At 50.1% G+C, this 16,877-nt stretch carries 15 protein-coding genes; 14 read left to right on the top strand and 1 reads right to left on the bottom strand.

What is annotated here, in order from left to right; genetic code table 11:
• Positions 1 to 83: 83 nt before the first annotated feature.
• From AC6R10_RS02010 to AC6R10_RS01980, 7 genes are all read left to right on the top strand, one after another.
• The gene (locus AC6R10_RS02010) at positions 84 to 1,154 is read left to right on the top strand and encodes a 4-oxalomesaconate tautomerase (protein WP_500631890.1); all 1,071 of its coding nucleotides are present in this window, start codon (positions 84 to 86) and stop codon (positions 1,152 to 1,154) included.
• 182 nt (positions 1,155 to 1,336) lie between these two features.
• Positions 1,337 to 2,455 carry a Bug family tripartite tricarboxylate transporter substrate binding protein gene (locus AC6R10_RS02005; protein ID WP_500671304.1) on the top strand — a complete coding sequence of 373 codons (1,119 nt, stop codon included), beginning with the start codon at positions 1,337 to 1,339 and terminating at the stop codon, positions 2,453 to 2,455.
• 103 nt (positions 2,456 to 2,558) lie between these two features.
• Positions 2,559 to 4,541: a tripartite tricarboxylate transporter permease gene (locus tag AC6R10_RS02000; RefSeq protein ID WP_500671303.1), complete on the top strand. Its 1,983-nt coding sequence runs from the start codon at positions 2,559 to 2,561 to the stop codon at positions 4,539 to 4,541.
• A gap of 5 nt (positions 4,542 to 4,546) precedes the next feature.
• Complete coding sequence (locus tag AC6R10_RS01995) at positions 4,547 to 5,398, top strand: universal stress protein (protein ID WP_500638375.1); 852 nt, start codon at positions 4,547 to 4,549, stop codon at positions 5,396 to 5,398.
• A gap of 303 nt (positions 5,399 to 5,701) precedes the next feature.
• Complete coding sequence (gene fadI / locus AC6R10_RS01990; RefSeq protein ID WP_334551079.1) at positions 5,702 to 7,009, top strand: acetyl-CoA C-acyltransferase FadI; 1,308 nt, start codon at positions 5,702 to 5,704, stop codon at positions 7,007 to 7,009.
• Positions 7,009 to 9,135, top strand: coding sequence for a fatty acid oxidation complex subunit alpha FadJ (fadJ, locus tag AC6R10_RS01985; RefSeq protein ID WP_500671302.1), 2,127 nt, complete (start codon positions 7,009 to 7,011; stop codon positions 9,133 to 9,135). The genes fadI and fadJ overlap by 1 nt, the downstream gene beginning before the upstream one ends.
• Positions 9,136 to 9,266: 131 nt before the next feature.
• Entirely contained in the window at positions 9,267 to 9,815 is a 549-nt protein-coding gene (locus tag AC6R10_RS01980) for an NAD(P)H nitroreductase (protein WP_487903248.1), read from the top strand.
• A gap of 58 nt (positions 9,816 to 9,873) precedes the next feature.
• Here AC6R10_RS01980 and AC6R10_RS01975 read toward each other — a convergent pair whose 3' ends face one another.
• A complete protein-coding gene (locus AC6R10_RS01975; protein ID WP_500625794.1) occupies positions 9,874 to 10,749 on the bottom strand; it encodes a LysR family transcriptional regulator in 876 nt (291 codons plus the stop codon).
• A 241-nt stretch (positions 10,750 to 10,990) separates the two neighbouring features.
• Here AC6R10_RS01975 and AC6R10_RS01970 point away from each other — a divergent pair, with 241 nt between their 5' ends.
• From AC6R10_RS01970 to recR, 7 genes are all read left to right on the top strand, one after another.
• Positions 10,991 to 12,091, top strand: a complete 1,101-nt coding sequence (locus tag AC6R10_RS01970; protein ID WP_500629916.1) for a response regulator — start codon at positions 10,991 to 10,993, stop codon at positions 12,089 to 12,091.
• A gap of 242 nt (positions 12,092 to 12,333) precedes the next feature.
• Complete coding sequence (locus tag AC6R10_RS01965; protein WP_334551071.1) at positions 12,334 to 12,465, top strand: hypothetical protein; 132 nt, start codon at positions 12,334 to 12,336, stop codon at positions 12,463 to 12,465.
• Positions 12,466 to 12,472: 7 nt separating this feature from the next.
• Entirely contained in the window at positions 12,473 to 12,877 is a 405-nt protein-coding gene (locus AC6R10_RS01960; protein WP_500671444.1) for a YbaN family protein, read from the top strand.
• Between the two features lie 169 nt (positions 12,878 to 13,046).
• Positions 13,047 to 13,592: an adenine phosphoribosyltransferase gene (gene apt, locus AC6R10_RS01955; protein WP_334551070.1), complete on the top strand. Its 546-nt coding sequence runs from the start codon at positions 13,047 to 13,049 to the stop codon at positions 13,590 to 13,592.
• Positions 13,593 to 13,604: 12 nt separating this feature from the next.
• Positions 13,605 to 15,788: a DNA polymerase III subunit gamma/tau gene (gene dnaX, locus AC6R10_RS01950; protein ID WP_500671301.1), complete on the top strand. Its 2,184-nt coding sequence runs from the start codon at positions 13,605 to 13,607 to the stop codon at positions 15,786 to 15,788.
• Between the two features lie 71 nt (positions 15,789 to 15,859).
• Positions 15,860 to 16,189 (top strand): YbaB/EbfC family nucleoid-associated protein, encoded by a 330-nt coding sequence (locus AC6R10_RS01945; protein ID WP_005380618.1) that lies wholly within the window; start codon positions 15,860 to 15,862, stop codon positions 16,187 to 16,189.
• A gap of 74 nt (positions 16,190 to 16,263) precedes the next feature.
• Positions 16,264 to 16,863 carry a recombination mediator RecR gene (gene recR, locus AC6R10_RS01940; protein WP_334551065.1) on the top strand — a complete coding sequence of 200 codons (600 nt, stop codon included), beginning with the start codon at positions 16,264 to 16,266 and terminating at the stop codon, positions 16,861 to 16,863.
• Positions 16,864 to 16,877 lie beyond the last annotated feature (14 nt).

Here is a 16,877-nt window from a genome sequence, read left to right as displayed (position 1 = left end):
TGTCAGTTCGGTGACAGGTTCGTTTCGTAGCCTTACGCAGCCATTTCAAGCAGGAAGTGGTGTGATTGCTAAGGAGCGAAGGAATGACACACTCTCATCTAATTCCCTGCATGCTTATTCGGGGTGGCACCTCGAAGGGCGCGTATTTTCTTTCACAAGATCTCCCCAGTGACCCAGATGAACGTGATGCGTTGCTGATACGCATCATGGGATCAGGTGATGTCCAGCAAATCAATGGTATTGGTGGGGGCACCACGTTGACCAGTAAGGTGGCGATCGTCTCGTTGTCTGACTCGCTAGGAGTCGACCTTGACTATCTGTTTGCTCAAGTTGGCGTGGAGGAGAAGATCGTGGATACCAAACCCTCCTGCGGCAACATCTTGTCTGGAATCATTGCGTTTGCAACCGAAAAGAATCTTATCTCACTTCAAGACGGTACGACGACGGTCCGAGTCAAGAACGTCAATACCAACACCATCATAGAAGTCACAGCCGAAACGCCGAATCGACGCTTAAAGTTCGATGGGGATGTGACGGTTGATGGCGTCCCTGGCACGGGCTCACCAGTCTTGTTGAACTTCCTTGACGTGGGCGGAGCAAAAACCGGGGCGCTGTTCCCAACGGGTCAACGTCAACAACGCATTCTTGATGTTGATGTAACCTGCATTGATGCCGCTGTTCCTATGGTGCATATACCCGCATCAGCACTGGGCATTATGGGTACAGAGAGCAAAGCCGAAATTGATGCGAATCATGATCTACTGGCACGCATCGAAGCGATTCGCATTGAGGCGGGTGAGCTGATGGGGCTAGGTGATGTTCGCTCGAGCGTTATCCCTAAAGTGTCCATTGTGTCCGCACCTCAATCCGGTGGAACCATTACCTCTCGCTATTTAGTCCCCCACAATTGCCATGCCAGTCATGCGGTGACCGGCGCTATTTGTGTTGCGTCTGCCTGTTTGATTCCCGGTACGGTCACTCACTCGCTGGCAGCGCCGAGCAAAGATGAGCGTGTAGTGGTTGAGCACCCAAGCGGAAAAATTGATGTGCAAATGAGTATTTTAGAAGGTGAAGGAGAGCCGATCATCGCTCAAGCGGCGTTAGTCAGAACGTCTCGGCCTTTGTTCAAGGGCGAGGTGTTTGTTAGCCACTAATGTGTCTGCTAGCAAACGGCTTCGCACTCTCGTCGTAAAGTCGATCTATGTAACATTTTTGTTAATGAGGTTGTCCTTGTCAGTTTGATGACAGGTTGAGTGATTAGTGTTAACGCATCGCAATATTGGGCGATAGATAACAAGATTAACGAGAAGCAATCAAAGGATTTGAGGAGGCATTCATGCCAATGAGCAAACCCACTTACCCCCAGTTTATTCGCCGTACTACGGCACTGTTTTCCGCAATGGTTGCCCTAGGGGTCGCCTCTCTGAGCCCGTCGGTACTGGCAGAGGATGTCTCCTTTGATGGCGAGCGTGCTCAAATTACCGTCCCATATAAAGAGGGAGGTGGTACGGATACTTGGGCACGATTTTTTGCTCCTTACTTTAGCCAAACGCTGCCTGGCGAGCCTGTTGTCGTGGTCAAAAATGTGCCTGGTGGCGGTTCAACTAAAGGAGCTAACCAATTTGCCCGTAGAGCCAAAGACAACGGTTTGGATGTCCTCGCGAGCTCCGCATCGACTCAGTTTACTTATCTGCTCGGTGACCGCCGTGTCAAATACGATTACAACGATTGGGATGTCGTGATGGCGTCGCCTACCGGCGGTGTGATTTACGTATCTCCGAGTACAGGTATCAACAATGCGGATGATTTTGTTGCCAACCTAGGCTCAGTAGAGTTTCAGTATGCCAGTCAAGGTGCGACAACGATTGATTTGGTGCCTTTGTTAGCGCTTGATTTATTGGGTGCTGATGTCAAAGCTGTCTTTGGTATGAAAGGTCGTGGTGCTGGTCGCCTCGCTTTTGAACGTGGCGAAGTCAATTTAGATTCTCAGACCAGTTCTGCCTATTTGAAGAAGGTAACCCCGCTGGTAGAGGAAGGCAAAGCGATCCCAATCTTTAGTTTGGGTGTGTTGGATGACAACGGTCAACTTCAGCGCGATCCTAACTTCCCCGATATTCCACACTTCGCTGAGGTCTATCAGAAAGCCAATGGGGACATGAATGCCCAAGGTTTCAAAGTTTGGCGTTCTTTCTTTGTCGCAGGTTTCGTGGCTCAGAAAATGTTTTTCCTTCCTGATTCAACGCCAGAAGCGGTCAAACAAGCCTGGCGTGATGCAGCAAAAACCTTCGTTGCAGATGAAGAGTTCCAAGCTCGAGCTAAAGACGTACTGGGTAACTATCAACAGCTAACGGGCGCGGAGGCAGACAAAGCGGTAGAAGCGATTCTGTCACTCGATGAGAGCAGCAGAGAGTGGGTCGCTCAATGGCTTGCTGACAAGTACAACACCAAACTGTAACTCTCAATGAGCAGCGTTCTGAGCGCTGCTCTTATTTCTCATTCCTCAATTTAGTTGTCCCTCTATTCTCCGTCTGACGACGTTGGCGTTCAAAGGTTCTACGATGTTTAGTGAATTGTTTTTGGCCCTAGAGACCATACTTACCGTCCAGCACATTACCTACATGTTAGGGGGCGTGATGCTGGGCTTAGCGATCGGTATATTCCCAGGTTTAGGGGGGATTGCGGGTCTTTCATTGTTGCTGCCGTTTCTGTATGGCATGGATCCGGTTTCAGCACTCGCGATGTTGATCGGTTTGGTTGCCGTTATCCCTACCTCTGATACCTTCACCTCTGTATTGATGGGGATTCCCGGTTCGAGTGGCTCACAAGCGACCGTACTGGATGGTTTTCCTATGGCAAAGAAAGGGCAAGCTGCGCGAGCGTTATCTGCGGCGTTCACCTCATCTTTGTTTGGTGGTTTGTTCGGTGCTGTGGTTCTGACTGGCTTTGTGCTGGTGGCTCGTCCGGTGATTTTAGCATTTGGCTCTGGTGAGCTGTTTATGCTGACGTTACTTGGTCTGACCATGGTGGGCTCTCTAGCAGGAAGAAGTTTAGTCAAAGGCTTATCGGCCTGTGGTTTGGGTGTGATGCTGGGTAGTGTCGGCAGTGCGCCAGCCACCGGCGAATATAGAATGGTGTTTGATAATTTCTATTTGATGGACGGCATTCCACTTGTTGTCGTGGGCTTGGGAATTTTCGCTTTGCCAGAGATCATCGATCTCCTTCGCCAAAACAAGCCAATAGCCAGTGCCAGCAAACTTGGTTCCGGATGGCTATCGGGGGTAAAAGATTTCTTCGAAAACAAGTGGCTTGCTCTACGATGCAGTGTCATTGGCTGCATCATCGGTGCTTTGCCAGGTTTGGGGGGAAGTGTGGTCGATTGGATAGCCTACGGACACGCAGTGCAAACCACGAAGGACAAGCCTGATTTTGGCCAGGGGGATGTGCGTGGCATCATTGCACCTGAGTCATCAAACAACGCGAAAGAGGGCGGTGGTTTAGTGCCCACTCTGCTGTTTGGTATTCCTGGATCTGGTGGCATGGCGGTGTTTTTAGGTGGCATGGTATTGGTCGGTTTAGAGCCTGGACCAGCGATGGTCAGCACTGATTTAGACATTACTTACACGATTGTTTGGTCATTAGCACTTGCCAACGTGTTTGGTGCAGGTGCTTGTATGCTGATTTCGCCATGGGTTGCTAAGTTGACCACCATTCGCTATGCCTTACTCGCTCCTTTTATGGTTATGGTGATCTGTTTTGCAGCGTTTCAAGCTACCCGCGATTTAGGGGACTTGGTGACACTGTTAGCAGTCGGTGTATTGGGCGTGCTTATGAAACGATTTGATTGGCCTCGCCCTGCGTTTCTTATCGGCTTTGTTCTTTCTGCCGGAATGGAAACCTATTTATATCAAGCGGTTCAATTTGATGGTGCAGCGTTCTTACTTCGTCCCGGCGTAATGATCATTGGTGCGCTCACATTACTTTCACTCGTTTTTATGATCCGACAAAATATGAAGAAGCGCGAGCAATCGACCAACGAAGCGTCCTCCACTCCTGCTCCACGTACCCCTCAATTAGCATTTGCGGTCGTGGTGAACTTGGCTTTCGCTCACGGTATCTATGATGGATATCAGCAGAGTTTCCTAGGGGGCATTTTCCCGATTGTCGTGGCGAGTGGTATGTGGTTGCTTTCCGCTGTGGTGATTGTGCAGTTACTGACGCACACCTCATCATCACCGATTTACTTTGATAACGAATATGAGCAAGGCTACGCGTTTGATGACAACACGTCATCGATGATGCACTACCTCTACTGGTTGGCGGGTTTGGTGCTCGGGTGCTTTTTAGTCGGCTATGTCATCTCAATTAGTGTGTTCTTCTGTTTATTCTTGATGAATAAAGCCGGTCTGAGCTTATGGCGATCTTTCGCAACGACGACATTGGCATGCGGATTTCTACTTGGTTTGACCCATCTTATGTTGTTGGATTTGCCCATTGGCCTATTGCAGGACGCCGTGGATCTACCTTGGCCATTCGGAGGATAACCTAGATGTCTATTAAATCGATCATCATGCCTTTTGCCTCGCAAGAGGATGGAGATACCCGCCTCGAGGGAGGCTTACATGTGGCCAAGTTTTTTCTGGCACACTTGGATGTATTGCACGCACAAGTGGGGTCTGAGCAACTGATGCCCCACGAGCAGCGGCTCGTGTCACGCAAATTCTATGACCAGATAGGTAAAATTGTTCGCGACTACGTCAGTAATGATATGTCGCAAGCTAAGTTGCGATTTTCTGAGCTATGTCAATCACTTAACGTGGTGGAGGGCGAGTCGAGTCTCAACCAAACCAGTGCCACTTGGCATGATATTTTTGGCTATCGTGGTGAGGTGGTGGCGGAGCGCGGTAAAGTATCGGACATCATCATTATTCCTAAATCACTAACAGGGCGCACAAGCGTCAGCTTTGAAGCGGCGATAGAGCATGGCGGCAAACCGGTTCTAGTGATGCCGAGGACGCAGACGCATTTTGCACCGAAGACGGTAATGATTGCGTGGAATGGCGATGAAGCAGCAGCAAACGCAGTAAGTTCTTCATTACCGCTGCTCAAACTTGTCGATAATGTCGTGGTTGCGACCAGTGAGCGCTCATTAGCGAAAAAGCCGACGCAAATCGATCTCGCTACCTACCTTGCACGACACGGAGTGGATGCGGAATGTTTGACGTTTACCCGAGCGAGAAGAAACACAGCCTCGCAGTTGCTTGAGGTGGCCAGTGAAATCAAAGCGGATGTCGTCGTTGCCGGCGCGTTTGCACACCAGAAGCTTCATCAGAAGGTGTTTGGGGGCGTAACTAACCAACTGCTCTCAAGTGCCACGATCCCTTTGTGGATGATGAGTTAACTACGCGATTCACCGCATTGTTCAATGACAGCTGCGTGACAGCTTGAACGTGTACTCTAACTAAAAGACTGGTTAACACCTAATCCATCCGCCCAAGAAAAATGCAGGGTTTACTCCTCCTTGTGTTGTGTTAACCAGTCTTTTCCTTTTCCTTTTCCTTTTCCTGACTTTACTCCCATTTACCGCCTCCAAACCCTCTGCTACTTTTCCATCATAAATCACGTTTATTTAAACGGCCGTTTGATTGCTTTAACAATCTCGTTACAATGGCGTGGTCAGACCTCTCATGATTAAGGAGAAACAATGGGCAAGCAGGAATTAAAGACCCGCTCGGGCGAACGCATCGCCATCGTTGCCGGTTTACGCACGCCGTTTGCACGTCAAAGTACGGAATTTAGCCAGGTCCCCGCGGTGGATCTGGGCAAAATGGTGGTCAGCGATATGTTGGCCAAAACGGACATCGATCCTGCGTTGATCGATCAGGTGGTGTTTGGCCAAGTGGTTCAAATGCCAGAGGCCCCCAACATTGCCCGAGAAATTGTACTGGGCACCGGGATGAACATTCATACCGACGCCTACAGTGTGACTCGCGCCTGTGCGACCAGTTTCCAATCCGCCGTGAATGTGGCGGAAAGCATTATGTCCGGCACGATTGATATCGGTATTGCCGGTGGCGCGGATTCATCGTCTGTGCTGCCTATTGGTGTCTCGAAAAAGCTCGCCGCGAACTTGCTGGCGCTCAGCAAAACGAAGACGCTAGGTCAAAAGCTTAACATTCTTAAAACTTTGTCATTGAAAGATCTCATGCCGGTGCCACCAGCGGTCGCTGAATATTCCACCGGTCTTTCTATGGGGCAAACGGCGGAGCAAATGGCGAAATCACACGGCATTTCTCGCCAAGAGCAAGACGCGTTAGCGCACCGTTCGCATACGCTAGCGGCAAAAGCGTGGGAAGAAGGGAAAATTCGCGACGAAGTGATGACCGCTTTCCCAGAGCCCTACAAAAAATGGATCGCCGAAGACAACAATATTCGCCGCGATTCGACCTTAGAAGGCTACGCCAAGCTTCGTCCTGCATTCGATCGTAAGTTTGGTAGCGTGACAGCGGCAAACAGTACGCCACTGACGGACGGCGCCGCCGCCATTATGTTGATGCGAGAAGGGCGCGCTAAGGAGCTTGGGCTTGAGATCATGGGTTACATCCGTTCTTACGCCTTCTCGGCGATTGGCGTTGAAACCGACATGTTGATGGGGCCATCGTACGCCACACCGGTTGCACTCGACCGAGCGGGTATTACGCTGTCTGATTTGACCTTGATCGATATGCACGAAGCGTTCGCCGCTCAGGCGCTATCGAACGTGAAGATGTTTGCGAGCGATAAGTTTGCCCAAGAGAAATTGGGTCGCTCAAAAGCCATCGGTGAGATTGATATGGATAAGTTTAACGTTCTAGGTGGTTCGATTGCCTACGGACACCCATTCGCGGCGACGGGCGCTCGCATGATTACGCAAACGCTGCGTGAGTTGCAACGCCGTGGCGGTGGATTGGCATTGAATACCGCCTGTGCAGCAGGTGGATTGGGCGCAGCAATGGTTCTGGAGGTCGAATAATGAGTGAGCAAAAAGCATTTAACTTAACCATTGATGAGCAAAACATCGCTTGGCTGGCGATTGATGTGCCCGGCGAGAAAATGAACACGCTGCAAGCGGCGTTTGCCGATGAAATGGCCGCTATCTTTGATGAGCTCGGTGACAAGCAGTCTACCCTCAAAGGCATGGTGGTCCACTCACTCAAGCCGGACAACTTTATTGCTGGCGCCGATGTACGTATGTTAGACGCCTGTCAAAGTGCTGCAGAAGCACAAGCGTTAGCGCAACAAGGTCAGAAGATGTTCGCGACATTATCGGATCTGCCTTTTCCTGTTGTCGCGGCGATTCATGGTCCGTGTTTGGGCGGCGGCTTAGAGCTTGCTTTGGCGTGTGATTATCGTGTTTGTAGTGATGATGATGCGACGAGACTGGGTCTACCTGAAGTTCAACTTGGACTTTTGCCAGGCTCGGGCGGCACGCAAAGACTGCCTCGTTTGATTGGTTTGCTGCCATCACTGGATTTGATTTTGACCGGTAAACAGTTGCGAGCGAAAAAAGCGGGCAAATTGGGCGTGGTGGATGCGGTGGTGCCGCAGACTATCTTGCTCGATGTGGCGAAAGGCTTGATTGAAAAATCATCGCCGAAGCGAAAAAGTGGCAAAAAAGCATCGACTAAAGAAAAGCTGATGGCGCACACCGGGTTGGGCCGCAAGGTGATCTTTGAACAAGCTGCCAAGAAAACCCACGCCAAAACGCGCGGCAATTACCCAGCGGCAGAGGCGATTTTAGACGTCATTCGCTACGGGCTTGAGCACGGCTTCGATAAAGGGTTACAGAAAGAAGCGCAGCGCTTTGGTGAGTTGGTGATGACTTCAGAATCGAAGGCACTGCGCTCGATTTTCTTTGCGACCACTGAAATGAAAAAAGACAACGGCAGTGATGCTACGCCGCGTAAGATTCAGCGTGCCGCCGTGCTAGGTGGTGGCTTGATGGGGGCGGGCATTAGTCACGTCAGTGTGGCGAAAGCGAAAGTTCCTGTCCGGATAAAAGATGTGTCAAACGATGGCGTTCTTAACGCTTTGCAATACAACTACAAGTTGTTCGACAAGCAGCGTCAACGTCGCATTCTTTCCAAAGCGCAACTGCAATCGAAAATGGTGCAGCTGTCGGGTGGCACCGATTTTACCGGCTTTAAAAACACAGACATCGTGATTGAAGCGGTATTTGAAGATTTGACGCTCAAGCAGCAAATGGTGGCGGATGTGGAAGCCAATGGCCATGCAGAAACTATTTTTGCGACCAATACGTCATCATTGCCGATCCACCAAATTGCCGCCGAGGCTAAGCACCCTGAGAAAGTCGTCGGGTTGCACTACTTCAGCCCGGTGGAAAAAATGCCGCTGGTTGAGGTGATCCCACACGAAGGCACGTCGGATGAAACGGTTGCCACTGTGGTCGCTTTTGCTCGCAAGCAAGGCAAAACGCCGATTGTGGTCAAAGATTGCGCAGGCTTTTACGTTAACCGTATTTTAGCGCCTTACATGAATGAAGCGGCGCAAGTACTGATGGCGGGTGAACCGATTGAACAGTTAGATAAAGCGCTGCTTAACTTCGGCTTCCCAGTCGGTCCGATTACGTTGTTGGATGAAGTTGGCGTCGATATCGGCGCGAAAATTATGCCTATCTTGGTCAAAGAGCTCGGCGCGCGTTTTCAAGGCCCAGATGTGTTTGACATCTTACTCAATGATGGCCGCAAAGGGCGCAAGAGTGGCAAAGGCTTCTACACCTACAAAGGGAAAAAGAAAGAGGTCGATAAGTCCGTGTACAAACTGCTGAAATTGACCCCGGAATCTAACCTTGCTGAGAAAGACATCGCCATGCGCTGTGTGCTGCCGATGCTCAACGAAGCGGTCCGCTGTCTGGACGAGGGCATCATCCGTAGCCCTAGAGATGGTGACATCGGGGCGATTTTCGGTATTGGTTTTCCTCCATTCTTAGGTGGCCCTTTCCGCTACATGGACCAAATTGGCGTGAAGAAGCTGGTGGATATCATGAACGACCACGCACAAAAATACGGGGACCGATTCGCGCCATGCGATGGGCTGTTAACACGTGCGGGTTTGGATAAGCCCTTCTACAGCAACTAGTTTTTTCTCAAAATAAAAAGCGAGCCTGGGTAATAGGCTCGCTTTTTTTGTTTGACGCGTTACTATTTATAACGATAAGCAGCCAACCATAGGCTGGCGAGTGTCTCGAATATAATCATTAAGGATATCAAATGGATGCGCTTGATTTACTGCTCAACCGTCGCTCAGTCGGCAAACTGTCTGCCCCGGCTCCTGAGGGAGTCGCATTAGAAAACATCATTCGCGCAGGCCTGCGCGCGCCGGATCATGCTGGGTTGACGCCGTGGCGTTTCGTGATTGCTCAAGGGGAAGGTCTCAATAAGCTGTCTGCGATTTTGCACCGCGCTGCGGTGGCAGACAATAGTGATGACGCTGTGCTTGAAAAAGTGAAAAATGCGCCTTTTCGCGCGCCTATGGTGATCACCGTGATTGCCAAAGTGACGGAGCACGACAAAGTGCCAGCACTTGAGCAGCACCTATCTGCAGGTTGTGCCGTGCAAGCGATGCAGATGGCGGCGGTTGCACAGGGCTTCCAAGGGTTCTGGCGCTCTGGCCCTTGGATGTTCCACCCGAATGTGCATCAAGCTTTTGGCTTGCAGGGAGAAGATCAAATCGTCGGATTCCTCTATCTTGGTACGCCCGATAGTGAGCCAATGAAAGTGCCCCATCGCGAGTTGAGTAAATTCGTCGAGTATTTGTAATCCTTGACGGGCAAATAGGGAAAGAAAAGCGCCTGATTGAAAACAATCAGGCGCTTTTTTAATGCAGGTTGAACGCGATCACAAAGTCGATGAATAAACGGACTTTCTCCGGTAAGTGATCTTTGTGGTTATACAGCATATAAATATCACGAGGGTTAGCGATCCAGTCATCGAGTACTTGGACAAGACTGCCATCCTCAATGTACTCGCGAATCATCACATCCGGCATGAGCGTAATGCCAAGCCCTTCAGAACATGCGCTGCGAACGACATTGAGCGTATTGGCTTGGAAGCGGCCTTTATCATTATTGACCACCACTTCGCCATTGTGATTTTTGAGTTGCCATTTGAGCAGCGGCGAACCTTTGAGCAGTGCATGCTGGCTCAACTCTTCGGCGTGTTTCGGTGCAGGATGTAGGCGCAAATACGTTGGGCTGGCAACCAAAATGTCTTTGACCGAGCTAATTTTACGTGCAATCAGGCTTGAATCTCGCTGCGGCCCCACTCGGAAAATGACATCCCACTCGGTGGGGTCAAGGTGGTCGGATTGCGTGCTGGTATCAAGCTCTATATGGATATCAGGGTATTGAAGCATAAACGCATTGAACATCGGCATCATCATGCGTTTGGTTAGATTGGAAGGAGAGGTAATACGAATTTTACCCGCAGCGCCACGACATTCATCAGAGATCTCCTCTGCTGTCATCGTCAGACGGTTGAGCAGGGGAGAGCACTCATTGAAAAAGCGCTCACCCGCCTCAGTCAGTGACAGCTTTCTTGCATGTCGATTGAGCAAGCGAAGGTTAAGTGAGTCTTCCAGCGCTTGAATTCGTCGAGTGATCGTGGCGACCGGAATCATGGTTTTACGGGAAGTTGCGGTATAGCTTCCATTTTCTACCACCAGTCTAAATAGGTTGAGATCATCTAATTTCATTCTGTCGAACACACTTTGGTTACGAATTTAGGTAATTTATCTTTATATATCATGTCAAAGCTTGAGGCACATCAACAACTTCACCGATCTTACCGGATTCATACATATAGTAGCTATCCCTCATTTACGGTGGAATATTTGTATAAATGGGCCGTGGCGACTACTTTTTAAGAAGTGTTTCAAACACGCAGTTAATAATAACAATAATGTTGATAATCCAAATTTGGGTGAGGCAAGGTTTATGCACAAATCAGTTCAGGTGGCCTCGGTGGTGAATCCGCGACTGGCTGCAAGTCAAAAGCTCATTATGGTCGTTGATGACGATCCTATCTTTCGTCGCATTACGACGGGATTTCTAACCGCACAAGGTTATGAAGTCGTCGAGGCTTCAGATGGCTTAGAAGGTTTAAAACAGTTGAGGGAACATTCCCCCGACCTCATTTTATGTGATCTGTCGATGCCGGTGCTTGATGGTATCGAATTTGTCGAGGAGGTGAGCCTAGAGTACCCGTCTATGCCGCTTATTGTTGTATCGGCGACCGATGAGATGTCTGATGTGGCGAAGGCGCTGCGTTACGGCATCAAAGATTTCCTTCCTAAACCGATTTCCAATTATGAACACCTCGCCAACGCCATTGAAGTGACGTTGGAGGATTCGGACAACCACCTCAGTGATCTCAGGGATTTTTCCAGTCAGTGGTTTCGTGTCGATAGCGGGGATATGCCTGAGGAGCAAGAGCTTCATTGGCACTTAGAGTTTCTAGAGGATAACCCAAGTGCGGCCAAAGATTTACTCCATGCGCTGTTGCCAGACAAAGACACCGCACAAGGGGATTGGAAGTGCAGTTACCGCTTACTGCAATCGACGGATGTGATGCCTTTGGTGTTTGATTATGCCTGGCTTATGAACGGTCAGTTTGCTTTCTATTTGGTGGATTCGGCCAGTAGCCATCATCATGGCCCAGCAGCGACGCTGCTGGTTCGCGCTTTGTTCCATGATTATCTGCGTAACCTCAAATCCTTCAATGCGGATTTGAAAGATCTGGCGGATATTCTAGAGAAAGGCATGCAGTGCTCCGACTGCGGCGTACCGGTGAAAGCCTTGTTTGGGGTGGCAGATCTCTGCTCAGGAAAGCTGTCTCTGCTGCCTGCCGGGCTGGATGCACAGTGGTCGAATGGGTACCAATCTCAACATATCCCTTCTGGCGTCAAGTTGGGAGAAAACTGCGCCAAAAACTTCATCACCACCGATCTCTCGATACAGTCGGCGTGTCAGTTATCCCTAAGCCGCCTAGGTTCTAGCAGCTTTACTTTAGACATCTTCCGTGGTGGCAGCGCTTAAACGCATTCATGTATTTCCCCAAATAGTGATCAATCCCAAAGGCCTAATTCGTCTTTGGGGTTGATGGGTTACTCCCTCTCATTTCATCAATAACCTTACACCTGCTCGGTGTTTATGCTTTAACCATTAAGGTATAGTCTCGCCAAACAAAAATAACCCTAAAACGCAGGGCAGCACTTGCGTTAATGGGACTTTCATTATTGAAAGAAACGTATCGCCACCTACCAAAAGAGAAGCAGCCCATGGCAGACAAAGATTTTAAAGAACCGTATAATATTTTTTACTTTTTAGGCTTTATTGCAGCCCTGTTGATCCCAACGCTTCCCGCGACCTTGACTTGGATTCGCGTGTTCAACGGATACGCAGGCTTCTAACGCAGTTCTGGAGCATACCATTCCTCTACGCAGATTCTTTTTCTATGTTGTTGGTGTGCTCAGTTTATGCCTAGGCATACTGGGCATCTTCCTTCCCGTTCTTCCTACTACACCGTTTATTTTGCTCTCTAGCGCCTGTTTTATGCGCAGCAGTCCGCGTTTTCACCGCTGGCTTCATCAACACCCGACGTTTGGGCCTATCATTATCAATTGGCATCAGAACCGGGCGGTAACGCGCGGTGTAAAACAGCGCGGCGCTCTCGCGATGGTACTCAGTTTTAGCTTCTCAATTTGGGTTGTCCCTCACCTATGGCTGAAAGTGATGTTGGTGGTGATGCTGGTGATTTTACTCAGTTGGTTCTTGCGTCTTCCTGTGATGGAGCCGCTTGCCGATAGAGAAGAAAATCACTAAGATTACCCAGAAGTGTGCCCACTCTATTGGTGGGCGTTTGTTTTTTATACGAACCGTATTTTAGTCAGTGATTTGGTCAGATACCGGATCCGAGTGGCACAAAACCCATTATTAAGTGGCCGATGATAACAATGATAGGCGCCCACTTAGCCAAAGTAAGTAATGAACTATGACAACTGAAACGATCGCATTCATCAAATCTAGCATCAAAAGCATTCCAGACTATCCAAAGCCAGGCATTCTATTCCGTGATGTCACGAGCTTGATGGAGAACGCCAAAGCCTACCAAGCCACGATCCAACTTTTAGTGGATAAATATAAAGATCAAGGCTTTACCAAAGTCGTTGGTACAGAAGCACGTGGCTTCTTGTTTGGTGCACCGTTGGCGTTGGAGCTTGGTGTGGGTTTTGTCCCTGTGCGTAAACCGGGCAAACTACCACGCAACACCATCGCTCAATCTTATGAGTTGGAGTATGGCGTTGATACGCTAGAGATTCATACCGATGCCATCTCAGAAGGTGACAAGGTGCTGGTGGTGGACGATTTGCTCGCAACCGGCGGTACCATCGAAGCGACCACCAAACTGATCAGACAGTTAGGTGGCGTGGTCGAACATGCGGCGTTTGTTATCAATCTACCTGAAATCGGTGGTGATAAACGTCTGCAAGGTCTCGGCCTTACGGTTTACAGCATCTGTGAATTTGACGGTCATTAATCGGAATTATTCATGAGTTATCTTGCTTTAGCGCGAAAGTGGCGTCCAACCAAATTCAGTGAAGTGGTGGGTCAAGCGCACGTTTTGACGGCGCTTGAAAATGCACTCGCTCAAAATCGTCTCCACCATGCGTACTTGTTCAGTGGTACGCGAGGTGTCGGTAAAACCTCGATTGGGCGACTGTTTGCCAAAGGTCTAAATTGTGAAACGGGTATTACTGCCAACCCTTGTGGTCAGTGTGATACGTGTCAAGAGATAGACCAAGGGCGCTTTGTGGATCTATTAGAGATCGACGCGGCGTCGCGCACCAAAGTGGAAGATACTCGAGAGTTATTGGACAACGTCCAGTACAAGCCAGCGCGTGGACGCTTTAAAGTGTACCTGATTGACGAGGTGCACATGCTCTCTCGTCATAGCTTTAACGCGCTGCTGAAAACATTGGAAGAGCCGCCAGAGTACGTGAAGTTTATTCTGGCGACCACCGATCCGCAAAAACTGCCTGTGACGATTTTGTCGCGCTGTCTGCAGTTTCATCTTAAGCCGATCACGGTCGATGCCATTCATCAACAGCTGGATCATATCCTTGCACAGGAACAAGTGAGTGCAGAGGCACGCGCATTGGGTATGATTGCCCATGCGGCGGATGGCAGTATGCGTGATGCACTCAGTTTGACTGACCAAGCGATTGCTCTTGGCAATGGCAGTATCAGCCAAGAAAGCGTGGCGCACATGTTGGGTACACTCGACACCGATCAAGCCTTGCATCTGCTGCAAGCGATCAGCTCGAAATCGGTGGATGTGGTGATGTCGAGTGTGGAGCAAATGGCGCAAAACGGTGTGGATTGGGATGGATTGTTGCAACAACTCGCCAGTCAATTGCATCGATTAGCCATGGTGCAGGCTTTGCCATCCTCGCTTGATAAAGGCCAGCCTGACGCTGACAAGGTCGTGCAGCTGAGCAAAGCGTTAACGCCGCAAGATATTCAACTGTTCTACCAAATTGCGTTGAAAGGGCGTGAAGACATCGCGTTGGCGCCGTCAGAGCGCATTGGTTTAGAGATGGTGCTGTTGCGCATGGTGGCATTTAGGCCACAAGAGGTGTCGCAAGCCAATATAATCTCAACGTCCAGCGCACCTGTCGCAGAGGCGCCGGTGCCATCTGCAGCGCCACCAGTCAGCCATGCAGCGCCACCAGTCAGCCATGCTGCGCCTCAAGCGCCGATGTCCTCTCCAGCGGTATCACCTCAGCCTGAAGCGACACCACCTCAGCCTAAAGCGCTATCGCAGCCAATGCCAAGCGCACCGTCGTATGAGCCACCGATGGCCGATTACGACATGCCACCGCATGACGATATGCATGACGCGTCTGGATATGACAGAGATGAGTATGCACAGATGACGCCCGCTTCGGCCCCACAAGCCCCAGCAGCGCCAACACCGCCTCCAACGCAGAAGCCTGCGTCAAGCGGGGTGAGCGGCGGCATTAGTGGTTTGCGTCATCAATTGCGTTCACAGCGTCAAGGGCGCAGCTCGCCAGGCGCGTCAACAAAAAAGGCTAAAGCGGCATCTGCCAAACCTGAATCGGTGCTCGAACGTGTTGCGCAAAAACACGCCGGAGCGCCGCAGATGTCGCCTGCTGCACACATGGCTAGAAACGAGTCGGCAAACAACGCATCGCTTGAGAAGCCTGAGCCCTATCAATGGACGCCAAGCCAACCAGTCGTGGATGAGCAAAAGCCGGAACTGAAACCCACGCAGCTGAAAAAAGCGCTCGAGCACGAGAAGACGCCAGAGATGGTCGATAAACTCGTCAATGAAAGCTTAGAGCGAAGCGAGTGGGCGCAGCTCATCAGTCAGCTCAATACAGCTAAGTTGACTGAGCAACTCGCGCTCAATTCGGATTTCGTCAAAGATGGTCGCTCTATCCAACTGACGTTGCGTCCACAGCAGGCTCACCTCAACACGGATAAAGCGCAAAGTGAACTGCTCTCAGAGCTCAATCGAGTGTTGGGCGAAGAGTGCCAGTTAAGTGTCGAGATTGGTGACAAAGGAGAAACACCGCTAGAGTTAAGAGATAAGCTGTATCAAGGCAAGCTTGAGCAAGCTTTTAGCAGTCTAGCGGCTGATCAGTACGTGCAGTTTATCGAGCAGCGTTTTGGTGCTGAACTCGATAGCGATAGTGTACGACCGATATAATTTTCGGTGGTTGAATTCATTTGATTCAGCCCCCATTTAATTCGATATAGTGACAAACTAGAGAGATAAACATGTTTGGTAAAGGCGGTATGGGCAACCTAATGAAGCAGGCCCAGCAAATGCAAGATCGCATGCAAAAGCTTCAAGAAGAAATTGCGAATATGGAAGTGACTGGTGAATCGGGCGCTGGACTTGTGAAAGTGACCATTACTGGTAGCCACAGTGTTCGCCGCGTTGATATCGACGAGAGCTTGATGGAAGACGATAAAGAGATGCTAGAAGATCTCATTGCTGCTGCGTTCAATGATGCCGCTCGTCGTGTTGAAGAGACGCAAAAAGAGAAAATGGCGTCAGTGACAGGCGGTATGCAATTACCACCTGGTATGAAAATGCCGTTCTAATCTCGCACTCTGCGCGTAACAGGTTTACGTGCAATCGACGAGAATGACGGACAATTCATAGAGAAAGAGAGTCAATGCGTACCAGTCACATGCTGGAACAATTAATGGAGGCCTTGCGCTGTCTACCTGGGGTTGGCCCCAAGTCGGCACAGCGGATGGCCTTTCATTTATTGCAGCGAGATAGAAAAGGCGGCGTGCAACTCGCCGACGCGTTAAGTCAGGCAATGACGGAAATCGGTCATTGCTCGGAATGCCGAACCTTTACTGAAGAAGAGGTTTGCCATATCTGCACCAATCCTAAACGCCAAGAGAATGGACAAATTTGTGTAGTCGAAAGCCCTGCGGATATCGCAGCGGTGGAAGCGACCGGTCAATATTCTGGGCGTTACTTTGTGTTGATGGGGCACTTATCGCCCCTTGATGGTATTGGGCCGAGTGATATCGGTTTGGATGTGTTGGACTTTCGCCTGCGCCGCGGTGATATCAGCGAGGTGATTCTTGCGACCAACCCAACGGTGGAAGGGGAGGCGACCGCGCATTACATTGCCGAGTTGTGTCATGAGCACCAAGTCACGGCTAGTCGCATTGCCCATGGTGTGCCGGTCGGTGGTGAATTAGAGCTGGTGGATGGCACAACGCTGTCTCATTCACTGCTCGGGCGACATAAGATTTAATGCCCTGCATTTTA

This window comes from Vibrio sp. R12-SG2-ISO1 (genome assembly GCF_059834045.1).
The sequence above is the reverse complement of the archived record's forward strand: the minus strand, read 5'-3'. Positions and strand labels throughout refer to the sequence as shown.